This window comes from Halostella salina (genome assembly GCF_003675855.1).
Lineage (GTDB): Archaea > Halobacteriota > Halobacteria > Halobacteriales > Natronoarchaeaceae > Halostella > Halostella salina.
This window is the reverse complement of sequence record NZ_RCIH01000003.1, coordinates 250,699-265,430: the sequence shown is the minus strand read 5'-3', so window position 1 is coordinate 265,430 and position 14,732 is coordinate 250,699. Positions and strand designations below refer to the sequence as shown.

Sequence of the window (14,732 nt, the reverse complement as noted above, 5' to 3'; positions counted from 1 at the left end):
ACGGGGCGAACGTCACTCGTCGTCGGTCGGTTCGAGAGGAACTCGTTCGACCTCGATATCGTCGTAGTCCGTCTCCGAGGAGAGTACCTCCGCCCCTCGGGTTTCCGCAGTCGCCGCGTGGAACGCGTCGAACGGCGTCATTCCCTCGTCGTAGTAGTTGACGGCTTTCAGCACTACCTGTTTCTCCTCCTCGTCCCGTACGGGGACGAGTTCGAGCAGGTTCGCCACAAGCGGCACGTAGTCGAACTCGTAGCGTTCCCGTGCGAGGAGGAGTTCGAGATACGAGAACGGTGACGTCTCGACATCGTACTTGGTGAGGGCGTCCTCTGCGGAGCCCTGTAGCCAATCGGTATCTTTGGCGAGTGCGAGCAGGAAATCCGTCTCGACGTACACGGTCATCTGTCGCCGCCTACTTGCTCGGCCTCGTCTTTCGCCTCGGCCTCGATATCCGCTCGGATTTCCTCGACTGATGCGTCGTGGAGTTCGCCTGCCGCCTCGCGGACAGCCGCGAGCGGGTCGTCCGCGACCGGAATCAGCTCGATTCTGTCCTCGTACATGACGATGTGATACTTCTGGCCGTACTTCTCGCGCACCTCCTTCGGGATATACAACCGCCCCTGTGCATCCGTCTCTGTTGACATAGATGAGTGTAGAGCGCCACAGACAAAGAATCTTACCACTAAAACGTGTTTGATGGCATCCACCAAATCGTTTCAGTAGTGTGTGGGGTAGGTCACATCAATTTGGACAACGTCGAACAGCGGGAGAACAGGTGACCGAAACCACCGTATTCGCCGCTGACCACCTATCCGTTCACTTCACGGGGCGTTTTGACTAGCTTCAGTCCCTGCTTCCGGACGAACTCACGAACCCGTCTTCCCGAACTGGTGAAGACGAGCGCGGCCGCGAGTGCTATCGAGAGGCTCCGAAGCAGAACGTCGTACCACGGTGATACGAGCCACCCGGGGAGGAACAGGCCACCGCCGATAGCCAGTAGCGAGTGCAACCCCAACTCGGCGATAAAATAGCCACCAGTAGCGGAGGGCGAGGGGCGAACCCCGACTATCCAGAGCGAGACGACGACGAGGGTTCCGAAGAGCAGTCCAGTTCCCATCGAGGAGAGCGAAACCGAGAGCGGAACTGCATCGGTCAACTCCCGGCCGAGACCGAAAAACGACGGCCCGACGAGCAGCCAGACGAGCAGGAGACCCGGTAGTGAGGCGGCCCCTTCCGAGGAACCGGACCGAAAGCGAGTCATCGTACCGTCATCGTGGGCAACGCATCAAGAATTTTTTGAACAGATCCGATCCGAATATTTCTGCGGAGTCACCCGATAGGATCCGGAACCGCGAGGGGGACAGTCCCCGCTATGTTGATCTGGTCTGGTCGAACAGCCGGAGACAAATTCCGAGATCGGGATGAAAACCTCGTGAGCGCGTGGTTTCCGGGCTGAGGGCCGACGTCAGAACTCTTCAAGCCGTTCCACGCGCGACGCGATCTCGGGGTCGGCGTCCCGCAGCTGCTCGACGTCCGTTTCGCCGTCGACGTTGATCACGTGGACCTCGCCGCGCTGGCCGGAGTACACGTCCTGAAAGTCGTACACGACGCCGATGACCGACACGTCGTCCGGTACGTCGTCGCTCTCCCGCAGGAACTCGACCTGCCGGTCGACGTTGTACTCGACGAGGCGGTTGATCGCCGCCGTGCGCTCGATGTCGTCGGGGAGCGCCTCGACGCCCGGTTCGAGGCGGGGTTTCAGCAGGTCGACGCAGTGCTCGATGCCCGCCGGTTCGTCGCCGATGTCGCCGGTGATCGCGTCGTAGGTCGCCGTCACGGCCCCGCAACCGGTGTGGCCCACCACGATGGCGGTCTCCGTCCCGGTGTGGGCGATCGGGTACAGCACGTCGCCGGACACCGCCTCGCCGTCCGCGGTCCGCTGGACGACCCGGTTCCCGATGTTGCCGACCGTGAACACGTGGCCGGGGTCGTCGTTGCCCCACATGCTGTCCTGCAGGACGCGGGAGTCGGAACAGCAGACGGTGACGGCGTCGGGATGCTGGGCGTCCTGTACGTCGTCGAAACGGTCGTGGAACGCGGCGGCGTGGTCGGCGTTGCGGCGCAGCAGGTCGACGATCGTCCGGTTCATAGCTGTCACCACGGCGGCCGTCGAATTATTCCTTCGGCTTCGGGCAGCGTTTCGGCGCGGAGCGAGCCGGCGGCGACGGCCCGCATCGCGGGCCACAGGCCGCGAGGATTATGTCGGGGGAGCGAGGATACGGCGGCATGCAGGACGCGACGCTGTGTCACCCCGTCGTCGACGGCGAACTCCTCCTGATCCGCAAACAGCGCGGCGTCGGCGAGGGGAAACTCGTCGGCCCGGGCGGGAAGGTGGAGACCGGGGAGACGCCGGCGGAGGCCGCCCAGCGGGAAGTGCGCGAGGAGTTGCGGGTCGACCCGGTCGGGCTGGCAAAGCGCGGCGAGTTCGCCTTCCACTTCCGCGACGGCGAGGCCGACGACGACTCGATGTACGTCCACGTCTTCGCGGCCGACGGCGTGGACGGCGAACCGCGGGCGACCGCGGAGGCGGTGCCGGAGTGGCACCCGGTCGACGACCCGCCGTACGGCGAGATGTGGGTCGACGACCGCGTGTGGGTCCCGCACCTGCTGGCCGGCGAGACGTTTGCCGGCGAGTTCGTCCTGAGCGACGACGGCGAGTCGCTCCGCCGGTACGAGATGGAGATAGGGGTCGACCTGGAGTAGCTACCGCACGTCGGAACTCGACGCCCGGCGGATCGCGACGACGGCGACCGCACCGAGGGCGAGGTCGAGCGCCAGCAGGATCCCCACGGCAGGGAACAGCGTGTTCCAGACCGCGCCGAACTCGACGCCGCCGACGGTCGTCGGGAACGCCGTCACCTCCACGACGGTCATCACGTCGCGGCGAGGATCAGCGCCCGCGCGGCGTCGACGCCGTACGTGACCGGGTTGTACGTGGCGACCGTCTGGATCCAGTCCGGCAGCACCGCGAGGGGCAGGAACGCCGTCGAGACGAACAGCAGCGGGAACTGGAGCAGGTTCGCGCCGATGATCGTCGACTCCTGGTCGCGGGTGAGCACGGCCAGCGTGTTCGACAGCGAGACGAACCACACCGAGAAGAGGATCCCGACCGCGACGATGCCGAGCGCGCCGACGACGCCCGTCGCTATCTCCGCGCCGAGCAGGACGCCGAGCCCGAGGATGATCGCTATCTGGACGACGATCCGGACCATCTCCGCGGCGGTCTTGCCGAGGAAGACGGCGGTGCGGTTCATCGGCGACACCATCACCTTCTCGAACATCCCCTCCTCGATGTCGTTGACGAGGCCGATGCCGGAGGTCGCGGCGGCGGCGAGCGACACCTGCATCGCGATGGCGGGCACGAGATACGTCTCGTAGGTGATCCCCCCAGCGCCCTGGTTGACCGCGCCGGTCGCCACCTGCCCGAACACCTGCGTAAACAGCACGAGGAAGATCACGGGCTGGACGAGCGAGACGACCAGCACGAACGGGTTGCGGACCGCCTTCAGGTTCCAGCGCTTGAAGTTGATCCACGCGTCGCCGAGGAACGTGTTGCCCGACCGGCGCACCGTCCGGTCGGCGGCCGCGTCGCTCATCGGCCCACCTCCGCGGCCGCCGCGTCGTCCTCGGCCTCGGCCCGCTCGCCGGTGATCGCGAGGAACACGTCGTCGAGCGTCGGCGCACGGACGTTGAACCCCGACACCGACACCTCGGCGTCCCGCAGGGCGACCAGCAGGTCCGTCCCGCGCTGGCGCGCCACGGGCGAGGTGACGGTGATGCCGTCGTCCGTCACCTCGACCGCGGCGTCGTCGAACACGTCGCCCTCGCGTGCGACCTCGGCGGCCCGCCGGCGGGCGTCCGCGTCGCCCGCGACGTTCACGTCGAGGATCTCGCCGCCGACCTCCCGCTTGAGTTCGGCCGGCGACCCCTCGGCGACAATCTCGCCGTCGGCGATCACCGAGAGGCGGTCGCAGAGCTGGTCGGCCTCCTCCAGGTACTGCGTCGTCAGGAAGATGGTCGTCCCCCGGTCGTTGATCCGGCGGAAGTACTCCCAGAGGCGGTTGCGCGCCGAGGGGTCCAGCCCGGTCGTCGGCTCGTCGAGGAAGACGAGCGGCGGGCGGTGGACCAGCGCGGTCGCGGCGTCGAGGCGCTTTTTCATCCCGCCGGAGAACTCGTCGGAGCGCTTGTCGGCCACGTCCGCGAGGTCGACCAGTTCGAGCAGTTCGTCGATCCGGTCGTCCCGGTCGCTCCGGGGGACGCCGTACGCCTCGCAGGCGAACCGGACGTTCTCCCGGGCGGTGAGCTCCGGGTCGATGCTCGTCTCCTGGGCCATGTAGCCGATCGACTCCCGGACCGCCCGGGCGTCGCGCTCGACGTCGAACCCGTTGACGTGCACGTCGCCGCCGGTCGGCCGGAGCAGCGTCGCGAGCACCTTGATCGTCGTCGTCTTCCCCGCGCCGTTCGGCCCGAGGAAGCCGAAGAACTCGCCCTCCGGGACGGCAATCGACACGTCGCGGACGGCCTCCGTCCCGTCGCCGTACGTCAGTTGCAACCCGTCCACGTCGATCGCCAGCGACCCGCCGCTCCCGCCCATGTCGGCGGTCTCGTCTCGCCGCTGTTCGGTGTCCTCCGCGGCCCTCTCGCTCATGGTCCCCCGTTAGAGCCCCGTGTACATAGGCGTGGGACTCCGGCTTATCGCGACGAACTCGCGTCCGGCGATGCCCAGGCGAGCCCGGACGGGTCAGCGGGCGGTTCGAGCGGACTCGCCGGGAGGTCCGACGGCGGGTCCGGGAGGTTGTAGCCGCCCGGAGCCACGTCGTTGGGGGAGTCGGAGTAGAACAGCGACGCGACCGCGTGCAGGTGCTCGCGGCCGACGCCGAGTTCGAACTGACCGCCGCCGTACAGCGTGATATCTCGCTCCAGCGCGTACTCGACCGTGTCGAGCAGCGACTCGACGGAGCCGAAGCGCGAGGGCTTGACGTTGAGCCAGTTCGGCTCGAACGGGAGCGACTCGACGCTCTCGACGCCGGTGATCGGGTAGTCCCACGAGATCCGGTCGGCCTCGTCCTCGACGAACGCCTCGGTCTCGTCGGTCAGCGCCGGGTCCTCGATGGCCGCCTCGGGGAACGCGTCGGCGACGCGGCGGTACAGTTCAGGATCGGGCTCCTGGTCGACCTCCGTCCCCTCGTACTGCCCCTTCAGGTCAAGGATGCGGACCGTCGCCAGGTCGGCCAGATCCGCGACGAGGTCGTCGTCCCAGTCAGACGTGGGGTCTAGCTTGAACGCCAGGTCGTCGTGGACGCCGAGCAGCGTCTCGATCCGGTCCGTCGTCGGCGGGTCGCCCAGCCGCGTCGAGGCGACGAAATGCACCGGGTCGTACGTCCGGCCGAGCGCCGAGGCGAGCGTCTCGCCGGCCCGCCGCAGCGCGAGGTCCAGCGCCGCGCTCTCGAACGCCCACTGTCGGTAGTTCCGCGCTGCCTTCTGCTCGGGGTCGCCCGCCGGAAACAGGTCGGCGGCCCCGACGGCGTCGGAGAACTCGTCTAGCGTGTACTTGCCGGCGAAGTCGAAGTCCGCCACGTCGACCGCGTCGTGTGCCCCGGCGTCGTAGGTCACGTCCTCGCCGCGGCCCGTCACGTCTGGCCCGTGGAGTTCCACGGTGGTCGTCACGCGAGTGAAGTCGGAGGACGTCTCGCGTTCGTTGCGAACGAGTTCGACCGCGTCGACGCGGAGCGGGAGGTCCGCGAGTTCGTCGTAGAGCCCCATACCGTTACTTCACGGTGCGTCGGCATATGTGCGGCGACGTGACCCGTCGGGAGGAGCGGTCCGGAGCCGGTAGCGGCAAACCGTCCGGTCGGCGACAGGAATTTGGGGCGGCCGTGCGACTGTCGGGGCGATGACCGCGATACGCACCGAGGGACTCCGGAAGTCCTACGGCGACCTGACGGCGCTTTCGGACCTCTCGCTTTCGGTCGACGAGGGCGAACTGTTCGGCCTGCTCGGGCCGAACGGCGCAGGGAAGTCGACGACCATCGGGATCCTCACGGGACAGCTCCGGCCGGACAGCGGCGAGGTGTCGGTTCTGGGCACCGACCCGACGACCGATCCGGTGGAGACCCGGCGGCGCGTCGGCATCCTCCCCGAGCGCGAGTCGCCGCCGAGCTTCCTCACGCCGCGAGAGTACTTCGAGTTCGTCGGCGCTGTCCGGGGGATCGACGACGAGGACCGCGAGGAACGCGTCGCCGAATGGGCCGACCGGCTCTCCTTCGCGGAGAAGCTCGATACGATCTCGACGGACCTCTCGCGGGGCCAACAGCAGAAGGCGATGATCGCCGGCGCGTTCCTCCACGAGCCGGATCTGGTGTTCATCGATGAGCCGCTGGCGAACCTCGACCCGATCGTCCAGGAGCGAACGAAGCGGTTCTTCGAGTCCTACGCCGCCGACGGGAACACGCTGTTCTTCTCGACCCACCACGTCGAGGTGGCGGAGGAGATCTGTACCCGGGTCGGCATCGTCGGGGACGGCGAACTGCTCGCCGAACGCGACCCGCGCGAGATGGGTGACGACGAGTCGCTGCTCGACATCTTCCTCGACAACGTCGACGCGCCCGAAGCCCGCGAGGCGGCACCTCCGGAGCCATGAGCCTGACCCGGACCCTGTTCGGCGCGATGGTCCGCGAGGAGTACCGCCTGCACGCCGAACTGTTCGGCGGTCGGCGCTTCGTCGGCTTTCCCCTGCTCATCGGCGCGCTCGGGACTGGCACGATGTGGTTCCTCTCGCTGACCGACGTGACCGTCGCGACGGTCACCGCCGGCCTGCACGCGCTGGCGTTCGCGTTCGGCCTGCACACCGGCTCTGTCGGGTTCGTCGGGCGCGACGCTCTGGAGAACCTGCTCGGCGACATGACGCTGCTGGTGTTCTCGGCACGGACGCTCCCGCTGTCGCGCCGCCGGCTGCTCGCCGTCTTCCTCGTCAAGGACGTGGCGTTCTACGCCGTCGCCTTCCTCCTGCCGCTGGCGCTGTCGGTCGCGCCGCTGGCGTACGCCCGCGACCCGGCGCTGCTGGCCGGCGTGCCGGCGCTGTGGGCGACGACGACGCTGACGTTCCTGCTCGGGATGAGCGTCACGTTCGCGCTCGTCGGCCTCTCGACGCGCGGGCTGTCGGCGCGGGTCGCCGGCCTCGCGGCGGCGGCCGCGCTCGGGCTGGCCGTCGTCGCGGAGGTCGACCCCCTCGCACTCACGCCGTACGCGCTGTACCGCGACCCGTCGGCCGCCGCGCTCGGCGCGGCCGTCCTCCCCGCGCTCGCGCTTGCCGCCGTCGGCCTGGCGGCGTACGACCCGACGAGTCGGAGCGGCGCGCGGACCGCCGACCCGTCGTTCGGCCGCTGGCGTCGCCGCCTCGGGGACGAGAACGGCCTGCTCACCCGCAGTCTGCTCGACGTGGCCCGCTCCAGCGGCGGTCTCTGGAAGGTGGTGTTCTCCGGTGCCGTCCTCTTCGGCGTCAGCGCCGCGCTCATCGGCGTCACGGAGACGGTTACCGGCGTCGAGCCGTCGACCGGGCTCTCCTTCGGCGCGCTGCTCGGGCTGACCGCCTTCACCAGCTACAACTGGCTGACGCAGTTCGACGACCCCGGCGAACACCTCGCCTACCCCGTCTCCGTCGCCGACCTGTTCGCCGCGAAGTTCCGCGCGTTCCTCCTGCTCGCCGTCCCGAACGGCCTCCTCTTTCTCGCGCTTTCGGTCGCGTGGCTCGGCGGCGACCCGGCCCACGTCGCCGTCGGTGCGGCCCTGCTCGTCGGCGTCGAGCTGTACCTGTTCGGCCTGACGACGTACCTCGCCGGCTTCCAGCCAAACGAGTTCCTCTTCGACAGCGTGCTGTTCGCCGTGTTCGGCGCGGCCGTCGCCGTCGCGCTGGTGCCGGTACTCGTGATCGCGCTCGTCGTCTCGCCCGTCTCGACGACCCTGCTCGGTGGACTGGCGGCCGGCGGTGTCGCCTTCGCTATCGTCGGTGTCGCGTTGTATCAGCGGGCGGTGCCGCGGTGGGAGGCAAAGCTGCTGGCTGGCGGGTGACCTGTTCGACAGAAAGAGCCGGTGGAGGGAATCGTGAACCACGGTCGGAGCGAAGCTCCTCCCTGATTCAAATCCCACCACAGAGGGCTCTTCAGCCTCACTCCGTTCGGCAGAAAGAGCCGGTGGAGGGATTTGAACCCTCGGCCTAATCCTTACGAAGGATTCGCTCTAGCCAGTCTGAGCTACACCGGCGCGCTCGCGTTCGCTCGCGCACTTACTGATAGGCGCGATAATCGGTTTAAGGATTGCGAATTCACCCGCCCTCGCGAGTCAGTCGCACGTCGAGACAGACGTTCAGTTCGTGGGGGGCGTACGAACGCACCGTGTGTCGCGTCTCGACGGTCACGTCGTACTCGTCCCCTGCCGCCTCACGGATCGCCGCCTCGCCGGGGCCGAACGGGTCGTCCTCATGCTGGATGTCGTAGTAGTGGAGGACGCAGTCGTTGCCGGCGAGCGACACCGCCGTGTCGAGGAACTCGTCGGCACTGTGGGGCAGGTTCATCACGATCCGGTCGGCCCAGTCCGCGTAGTCGGCCGCCGTGTCGCGCACGTCGCCGGCCACCGCCGTCACGCGGTCGGCGACGCCGTTGCGCTCGGCGTTCTCGCGGAGGTACGCGACCGCGCGCTCGTTCAGGTCCACGCCGACGGCCGTCGCGCCCCGTTTCGCGGCCGGGATCACGAACGGGCCGACGCCGGCGAACATGTCGAAGAAGCGCTCGCCGGACTGGACCTGCTCGGCGACGCGGTGGCGTTCGGTGGCGAGCCGCGGCGAGAAGTACATCTCCGCGATGTCGACGGCGTACTCGCAGCCGTATTCGCGGTGGACTGTCTCCGTGGAGTCGCCGGCTAGCACGTCCCAGTCGCGGACCCGCAGCTCGCCCCGAACCTTCGAGGCGCGATTGACGACGGTCCCGACGGGCAGGTCCGACTCGACGACTGCATCGGCGACCGTCCGGGCGCGCTCGGGGTCGTCCTCGTCCAGAACCACGATGTCGCCCAGCCGGCCGTAGCTCGGCTCGTCGTCGAGCAGGTCGGCGGGCGTCGTCTGGGTCTCACGTTCCGGGACGTCGCGGACCACCACCTCGTACTCGTCGGGGACCGCCGCCGCGTCGGTGACGGGGAGATAGAGGGAGCCGTCCTCGAACTCGATCTCCAGGTCCTCGGCGACGAGGTCGGCGTCGGCAAGGATGCGGCGGGTCTCCTCGCCGTCCTCTCGGGCGACCCGTACGCACGGAGCTTCCATACGGCTGACGTGGACCCCTCGCGGGCGTAAGGCTAACGCTTCCGGGTCCGCACGCGTGACGCGTCCGAACCCCGGCCGTTAAGCGGCCGGGCCGCCGAGTCCGGATATGCTCACGTTCATCGGTCTCGGTCTCTACGACGAGCGGTCGGTCACCGTCGCCGGGCGCGATGCGCTCCGCGACGCCGACCGCGCCTTCGCGGAGTTCTACACCAGCACGCTCGTCGGGACGAACGTAGCGGACCTGGAAGCGTATCACGACACGGAGATCGAGGTACTGGAACGCGCGGACGTGGAACAGCATCCCGAGCAGATCCTTGATGCCGCCGAGTCGGAGCACGTCGCCTTCCTCACCGCCGGCGACACGATGATCTCGACGACCCACGTCGACCTGCGCCTCCGCGCACAGGACCGCGGAGTCGAGACCCGCGTGATCCACGGCACGACCGCACAGACGGCTGCCAGCGCGCTGACCGGGCTCCAGAACTACCGCTTCGGGGAGGCGACGACGCTCCCGTTCGACTACGCCCACGGCGCGGACGGTCTCCCCGCCAGCGTCACCGAGACGATCGACGAGAACCGGGAGCGCGGCCTCCACACGCTCGTCTACCTCGACATCAAGGTAGACAACGAGGCCGCGGTCGCCCGCGCCGGCGACGAGGAGCTACAGGAGTACATGACCGCGGACACGGCCGCCGAGTATCTCGCCGCGGAGTACCCGGACCTGCTCGCCGTCGTGGTCGCACGCGCTGGTAGCTCCGATCCGCTGGTCCGTGCCGGCAGGATGGCCGACCTCGCCACGGAATCGTTCGGCGGTCCGCTCCACCTGCTCGTCGTCCCGGGCGACCTCCATCACATCGAACGAGATGCGCTTCGGGACCTTGCCGACGCGCCGGCCGAACTGCTCGACTGAGCGACGAACCTGTTAGTTCCAGGCGGTGCGAGTACAGTAACTCCTCAGCGAACAGCCGTCGCTGTCGGGGGTAGCACGCGAAAAAATGAAACCGCGAAGAACCGGCGTGAGCCGGAAGTTAGTGGACGTTAGTCCTGACGACGCAGGGCCAGCATGGCGGCGGCGAGCAGCGCCACGATGGCGATGCTGATGCCGAAGCCGGGCTGACCGCCGGAGTCGGAGTCACCGTCACCGTCACCGTCACCGTCGCTCGGCGTCGTGCCGGGGTCGTCGGTGGTGGTGGTGGTGGTGGTTTCCTCGGTCGTCGTGGTCGTCGTGGTTTCTTCGGTCGTCGTAGTCGTCGTGGTAGTCGTCGTGGTCGTCGTCTCGTCAGTCGGGAGCGTGACGTCCGCGCTGGCCGTCACGGCGTTCCCGTCAGCGGTGTACGGACCGTCAGCGTCACCCTCGGAGGAGACGAAGTCGTACTCCTCGTTGTCGTTGGAGTCCATGTGCGGCATCGCGATGAGCTCCTGATCCTCGGTGAGGGCGCTGTCGAGTTCGACCTGCACGTCCGTGTGCTGGCCGGACTCGAGGTACTCGGACGTACCGAGCACGCTACCGAGCGGGTCGTCCTCGCTGACGAGGGTGCTGTCGTGGATGGTGACGAAGCCGCCCTCGGGCAGGAAGGCCTCGTCGACCGTGACAGTCGACCCGTCGTCGCTGATCTCACCGCTGAAGGTGACCTGGGCGTCAGGCGCGTCGCCGACCGTGCCCGTCTGGGGTTCGTCCAGGAGCTCGGTGTCGCCGATCACCTGAACGGTGAAGTTGTCACCGGCGGACGCGTCTTCGCTGAAGTCGAAGTCAGCGGACCACGTGCCGTCTTCCTGAACCGTCACCTGGTCCTCCAGGATGAACGGCGGGCTGACGTCGGATGTGCTTTCGACGCGGATGGTCAGCTCGGTGCCGGCGGCCGCAGTCGAAGTGCCCTCGATGGTCTGACCGGACTCCGCCGAGACCTCCGGCGGCGTCACGGTTGCCTCGAGCTCAGAGAGCTCGTAGGACCCGCTGACCACCTCGTCCTCGTCACCGCTGGCGAGGGGCGACTCCTCGGCGATGGTCAGATCCGTAGTGTAGCTGCCGTCGTCCGGGGTGAACGCGGTGCCGTCTGCGTTTTCGACGTTCGCGCTGTCAACGACGACGTAGTACGTGTCGTTGGCACCGTCAGCGAAGACGACGGTGTTGCTGTCGTTCAGCGCGAGCGACTTGGCGTCACGGTTCGGGGCAGGGTTGTCCTGCGTGGCCGTGAGCGTGACGTTGGCCTCCCCGGCGCCGGTGCCGAGCAGGTTGAAGAACTTCTCGGTCGTGTCAGCACCGTTCTGTGCGGCGATCGCGCCGGACAGACCGGTTGCGTCGACCTCGTGGACGATCCAGTCGCCCTCGACGATGGAGCTATCCTCGGTGACGGCCTCCGTCACGTCGGAGAACTCGCTCGGGCTCGCAGTGCCCGGCACCGTACCGATGGTCATGTCGTTGGTCGAGCGACTCTGCAGGTTCAGCGAGGCGCGCGCGTCGGAGCTGGCGTCGTAGCTCTGGTCACCGGCAGCCACGTTGACCTCGTACGTGGTCGTGGCCAGAAGCTCGCCCAGGTTGGAGTCGTCTGCGTCGGTCAGCTCGTCGTCCTCGCTGACGACGCTGATCGCGTCACCGTTGCCGCTGCCAGCCTGGAACGTGTTGAACTGGACCGTGGCCTGGCCGTCGTCGTCACCGTCCACGACGGTCAGGTTGGCCTGGTAGCCGGAGCTCTGGATGTCACCGATGACGACCGAAGCCGTATCGGTGTTGTCCATTTCGACCGTGAACTGCGCGTTGTCACCGATCTGCTCGGTGATGAGGCGGTTCTGGAAGCTGGTGTCAGCCTCGCCCGCGCTGGTCACGTTGACCGACGCCGTGTCTTCGGCGTCAGTGTCGTTCACGCTGAATTCCAGATCGTAGGTGTCAGCGGAGACGCCGCTGAAGTTACCTACGAGCGAGCCGCCACCGGAGACCTCGAGCTTGACCGTGTCACCGTAGACGGTGTCGACGTTCTCGTCCGCGAAGACTTCAGACGCGTTCAGGCCGTCCGCGGAGGCGTTCACGAAGAACGTGCCACGGCGGGAGTCGATGTCGAACTCCTCGGTGGAGCCGTCGTTGACGACCCGACCGTCGTCAGCCGTGACGTTGAAGTCCTGCGGGGCGACCTCGAACGTGTACTGGACGGTGCCAGTCGAGTCGGTCAGGTTGTACTGACCGTCGAGCCCCGACGTGTCGATGAGGAACCCGTTACCGGACGAGTCGGCGGTACGCTCGCGCTCGAGGGTACCGTCGTCAGCGTCGCGGATCTGATAGTCTTCGCCCTGTGCAATGTCTGGTGTGTTAGTAAAGTCTACGTAGACCTGCTGACCCTCCCAGAAAGTCTGTCCGTTGCTCGTCAGCTCCTCGTCACCATCGGCCTGGTTCGCCGCGGCGGCGGAACCAGCGAAGGCGACGGAGCCTGCGAACACGGAGAAGACCATGAGAGCGGCCAGGAACAGGCCACGGAACTTCTCTGTTTTGCTTGTCATAGTTTGTCTTGGATTGCTGCACCGGCGACCGCAGCTTTCTCTGCCGCAGATGCACCCGTGAACGGGGTGCGACCATCGATACTCGCTACTGTCACCATGGGTAGGGGTACGATTGATACCCTTGTCCCGTCGTTATAAATGCTTTGTGGTGGGAGTACCGCGTGAGAACCTTTCACAACCTCGGTAGCGCCGGGTTACCGCCGGTTTTCGCCGCGTGAGCGTCGTCGACGGGGGGAGGGAAGGTATATAAAGGAAACTGGAATCCGTCGTTCCGTCCAACGGACCAGTCGGGACTGTGGGAGATCCGGCAGAGAGTGCGTGTGGGCGCTTGGTCGCGGATTTCGGGGCGGCACCGCAATATTGATTCGGTCGGAGCGTCAACGCTGTCAACAGGGATGTCGCCACAGATTCGCCTCGAGGATCACGTGTACGAACGCATCAAGTCGAACAAGCGTGCCGACGAGTCGTTCAGCGACGCCGTCGATCGGCTAATCGGTGGCCGTTCGCTGCGCGATCTCCGCGACGTGTTCGACGACGACCAGACGAGCAGGATGCGTGACGCCATCGACGCCGCCGACGAGAGCGACCGCAAGGAGGTCCGGAGCGTCGCCGAGCGGTTCGAATGATCGTCGACACGAGTTTCGTCCTCGATGTCATCGACGGTGTCGAATCGGCCATCTCGAAGGAACGGAAACTCGAAGCCGAAGGCGTCCCGTTAGCGATCCCCACGATGACCGTACTGGAGCTGTACATCGGTGTCGGAACGGTCGCGAACACTCGGCAGGAACGCCGATCAGTCGAGGCTGTGCTCGATTCGTACCCGATAGTCGAAATGACACCGAGCATTTCCCGCCGAGCGGGTCGACTCCTCGGCGAGCGTATGGCGACGACCGACGAAGGGGAGGGACCCGGGATCGGGAAAGGGGATGCAGCGATCGCCGCTACTGCCATCGAACGTGACGAGCCTGTTCTCACCGGCGACATCCATTTCGAGAATATCGACGGAGTCAGCGTCGAGACGTACCGCAGTTGACCCCGTATCCGAACGAGGCGAGCACCTTCGTCACTCGCAGTTCGACAAGTCCATCCTCAGTCCGACGTGACGATCTCAACTTCGCGGCCGTCCGGGTCCTTGGTGAACGCGTAGCGCATGTCGCAGGACTCGGGGTCGCGGTAGTCCTCGGCGTCGCGCAACATCGCGGTGTCCCAGAAGCCCTGCAGGTCGTCGACCTCGACGGCGACGTGGCCCCAGGCGTCGCCCACGTCGTAGGAACGGCCGTCGTAGTTGTACGTGAGTTCGACCGACATCGCCTCGTCGGCGGCGTCGTCGGGCTTCATGAAGTACAGCGCGAAGGAGTCGTGCTCGCTCCGACGGAACAGTTCGTAGTCGAGCACGCGCGTGTACCAGCCGATGGCCTCCTCGGCGTCCTCGACGCGGATCATCGTGTGGTCGAGGCTCCAGCGCGCGCCGTGGTCGCGCTCGACGATCTCTATCTCGTGGCCGTCCGGGTCCGTGACGAACGCGTACTGGCCGCCGCAGGAGTCGGGGTCGCGGTAGTCCTCGACGCCGGCGTCCATCAGTTCCTCGTAGGCGTCGTACACGTCCTCGACGCGGACGGCGATGTGCCCCCAGGCGTCGCCCATGTCGTACGTGCGCCCGTCGTGGTTGTACGTGAGTTCCAGCAGCGCGCCCTCGTCGTGTGCGTCCTCGGGACCGAGGAACACGTTGGTGAACGTGTCGGCCTCCCAGCGGCCCTTCTCCTCGTAGTCGAAGTAGTCCTGGTACCAGTCCAGCGATGCCTCCAGGTCCTCGACGCGCATCATCGTGTGGTCGAGCGGTGCGCTCATGCCCGATCGTACCGTCGCTCGCTCGAAA

The 14,732-nt window shown here is 67.0% G+C and carries 15 protein-coding genes, 1 tRNA gene and 1 pseudogene; 6 read left to right on the top strand and 11 right to left on the bottom strand.

All coding sequences use genetic code 11. The annotated features are described in order from the left end of the window. Positions 1-12 precede the first annotated feature (12 nt). The 4 genes from D8896_RS07360 to D8896_RS07345 all read right to left on the bottom strand — a co-directional run bounded on the left by D8896_RS07360 (position 13) and on the right by D8896_RS07345 (position 2,146). The gene (locus D8896_RS07360) at positions 13-399 is read right to left on the bottom strand and encodes a PIN domain-containing protein (protein WP_121821444.1); all 387 of its coding nucleotides are present in this window, start codon (positions 397-399) and stop codon (positions 13-15) included. Next, the gene (locus D8896_RS07355) at positions 396-641 is read right to left on the bottom strand and encodes an AbrB/MazE/SpoVT family DNA-binding domain-containing protein (protein ID WP_121821443.1); all 246 of its coding nucleotides are present in this window, start codon (positions 639-641) and stop codon (positions 396-398) included. The genes D8896_RS07360 and D8896_RS07355 overlap by 4 nt, the downstream gene beginning before the upstream one ends. A 164-nt stretch (positions 642-805) precedes the next feature. Beyond that, the gene (locus D8896_RS07350; RefSeq protein ID WP_121821442.1) at positions 806-1,258 is read right to left on the bottom strand and encodes a hypothetical protein; all 453 of its coding nucleotides are present in this window, start codon (positions 1,256-1,258) and stop codon (positions 806-808) included. A 204-nt stretch (positions 1,259-1,462) separates the two neighbouring features. Continuing rightward, on the bottom strand, positions 1,463-2,146 hold the full coding sequence (locus D8896_RS07345; RefSeq protein ID WP_121821441.1) for a carbonic anhydrase: 684 nt from the start codon (positions 2,144-2,146) through the stop codon (positions 1,463-1,465). 137 nt (positions 2,147-2,283) lie between these two features. Between D8896_RS07345 and D8896_RS07340 the strand changes: the two genes are divergently transcribed. Then, the gene (locus D8896_RS07340; protein ID WP_121821440.1) at positions 2,284-2,760 is read left to right on the top strand and encodes an 8-oxo-dGTP diphosphatase; all 477 of its coding nucleotides are present in this window, start codon (positions 2,284-2,286) and stop codon (positions 2,758-2,760) included. On the opposite strand, the pseudogene D8896_RS07335 reads toward D8896_RS07340, so the two are convergent. From D8896_RS07335 to D8896_RS07325, 3 genes and pseudogenes are all read right to left on the bottom strand, one after another. Further along, positions 2,761-3,653 (bottom strand): annotated as a pseudogene (locus D8896_RS07335) (ABC transporter permease). Then, positions 3,650-4,651, bottom strand: a complete 1,002-nt coding sequence (locus D8896_RS07330; protein WP_205596794.1) for an ABC transporter ATP-binding protein — start codon at positions 4,649-4,651, stop codon at positions 3,650-3,652. The pseudogene D8896_RS07335 and the gene D8896_RS07330 overlap by 4 nt, the downstream one beginning before the upstream one ends. A gap of 98 nt (positions 4,652-4,749) precedes the next feature. Next, entirely contained in the window at positions 4,750-5,820 is a 1,071-nt protein-coding gene (locus D8896_RS07325; protein WP_121821438.1) for a hypothetical protein, read from the bottom strand. A gap of 130 nt (positions 5,821-5,950) precedes the next feature. Here D8896_RS07325 and D8896_RS07320 point away from each other — a divergent pair, with 130 nt between their 5' ends. Beyond that, positions 5,951-6,697, top strand: a complete 747-nt coding sequence (locus tag D8896_RS07320) for an ABC transporter ATP-binding protein (RefSeq protein WP_121821437.1) — start codon at positions 5,951-5,953, stop codon at positions 6,695-6,697. After that, positions 6,694-8,124 carry a hypothetical protein gene (locus D8896_RS07315; RefSeq protein WP_121821436.1) on the top strand — a complete coding sequence of 477 codons (1,431 nt, stop codon included), beginning with the start codon at positions 6,694-6,696 and terminating at the stop codon, positions 8,122-8,124. Before D8896_RS07320 ends, D8896_RS07315 begins: the two co-directional genes overlap by 4 nt. A 117-nt stretch (positions 8,125-8,241) precedes the next feature. On the opposite strand, the gene D8896_RS07310 is transcribed toward D8896_RS07315, so the two are convergent. Together D8896_RS07310 and D8896_RS07305 are read right to left on the bottom strand one after the other, a co-directional pair. Next, positions 8,242-8,316: transfer RNA gene (locus tag D8896_RS07310), tRNA-Thr, on the bottom strand. Positions 8,317-8,377: 61 nt separating this feature from the next. Then, positions 8,378-9,367: a class I SAM-dependent methyltransferase gene (locus D8896_RS07305; protein WP_121821435.1), complete on the bottom strand. Its 990-nt coding sequence runs from the start codon at positions 9,365-9,367 to the stop codon at positions 8,378-8,380. A 106-nt stretch (positions 9,368-9,473) separates the two neighbouring features. Here D8896_RS07305 and dph5 point away from each other — a divergent pair, with 106 nt between their 5' ends. Further along, positions 9,474-10,277, top strand: a complete 804-nt coding sequence (gene dph5, locus D8896_RS07300; protein ID WP_121821434.1) for a diphthine synthase — start codon at positions 9,474-9,476, stop codon at positions 10,275-10,277. 128 nt (positions 10,278-10,405) lie between these two features. Here dph5 and D8896_RS07295 read toward each other — a convergent pair whose 3' ends face one another. Next, positions 10,406-12,856, bottom strand: coding sequence for a DUF7282 domain-containing protein (locus D8896_RS07295; RefSeq protein WP_121821671.1), 2,451 nt, complete (start codon positions 12,854-12,856; stop codon positions 10,406-10,408). A 395-nt stretch (positions 12,857-13,251) separates the two neighbouring features. Here D8896_RS07295 and D8896_RS07290 point away from each other — a divergent pair, with 395 nt between their 5' ends. Further along, positions 13,252-13,482, top strand: coding sequence for an antitoxin VapB family protein (locus D8896_RS07290; protein WP_121821433.1), 231 nt, complete (start codon positions 13,252-13,254; stop codon positions 13,480-13,482). Further along, entirely contained in the window at positions 13,479-13,889 is a 411-nt protein-coding gene (locus D8896_RS07285) for a PIN domain-containing protein (protein WP_121821432.1), read from the top strand. The genes D8896_RS07290 and D8896_RS07285 overlap by 4 nt, the downstream gene beginning before the upstream one ends. Positions 13,890-13,945: 56 nt before the next feature. Here D8896_RS07285 and D8896_RS07280 read toward each other — a convergent pair whose 3' ends face one another. Continuing rightward, positions 13,946-14,704, bottom strand: coding sequence for a VOC family protein (locus D8896_RS07280; RefSeq protein ID WP_205596789.1), 759 nt, complete (start codon positions 14,702-14,704; stop codon positions 13,946-13,948). Between the last annotated feature and the right edge of the window lie 28 nt (positions 14,705-14,732).

What these genes read in the sequence shown, in the direction of transcription:
- D8896_RS07360 (WP_121821444.1), bottom strand. Translation starts at nt 399, where the DNA reads ATGACCGTGTACGTCGAGACGGATTTCCTGCTCGCACTCGCCAAAGAT.
- D8896_RS07355 (WP_121821443.1), bottom strand. Translation starts at nt 641, where the DNA reads ATGTCAACAGAGACGGATGCACAGGGGCGGTTGTATATCCCGAAGGAG.
- D8896_RS07350 (WP_121821442.1), bottom strand. Translation starts at nt 1,258, where the DNA reads ATGACTCGCTTTCGGTCCGGTTCCTCGGAAGGGGCCGCCTCACTACCG.
- D8896_RS07345 (WP_121821441.1), bottom strand. Translation starts at nt 2,146, where the DNA reads ATGAACCGGACGATCGTCGACCTGCTGCGCCGCAACGCCGACCACGCC.
- D8896_RS07340 (WP_121821440.1), top strand. Translation starts at nt 2,284, where the DNA reads ATGCAGGACGCGACGCTGTGTCACCCCGTCGTCGACGGCGAACTCCTC.
- D8896_RS07330 (WP_205596794.1), bottom strand. Translation starts at nt 4,651, where the DNA reads ATGGGCGGGAGCGGCGGGTCGCTGGCGATCGACGTGGACGGGTTGCAA.
- D8896_RS07325 (WP_121821438.1), bottom strand. Translation starts at nt 5,820, where the DNA reads ATGGGGCTCTACGACGAACTCGCGGACCTCCCGCTCCGCGTCGACGCG.
- D8896_RS07320 (WP_121821437.1), top strand. Translation starts at nt 5,951, where the DNA reads ATGACCGCGATACGCACCGAGGGACTCCGGAAGTCCTACGGCGACCTG.
- D8896_RS07315 (WP_121821436.1), top strand. Translation starts at nt 6,694, where the DNA reads ATGAGCCTGACCCGGACCCTGTTCGGCGCGATGGTCCGCGAGGAGTAC.
- D8896_RS07305 (WP_121821435.1), bottom strand. Translation starts at nt 9,367, where the DNA reads ATGGAAGCTCCGTGCGTACGGGTCGCCCGAGAGGACGGCGAGGAGACC.
- dph5 (WP_121821434.1), top strand. Translation starts at nt 9,474, where the DNA reads ATGCTCACGTTCATCGGTCTCGGTCTCTACGACGAGCGGTCGGTCACC.
- D8896_RS07295 (WP_121821671.1), bottom strand. Translation starts at nt 12,856, where the DNA reads ATGACAAGCAAAACAGAGAAGTTCCGTGGCCTGTTCCTGGCCGCTCTC.
- D8896_RS07290 (WP_121821433.1), top strand. Translation starts at nt 13,252, where the DNA reads ATGTCGCCACAGATTCGCCTCGAGGATCACGTGTACGAACGCATCAAG.
- D8896_RS07285 (WP_121821432.1), top strand. Translation starts at nt 13,479, where the DNA reads ATGATCGTCGACACGAGTTTCGTCCTCGATGTCATCGACGGTGTCGAA.
- D8896_RS07280 (WP_205596789.1), bottom strand. Translation starts at nt 14,704, where the DNA reads ATGAGCGCACCGCTCGACCACACGATGATGCGCGTCGAGGACCTGGAG.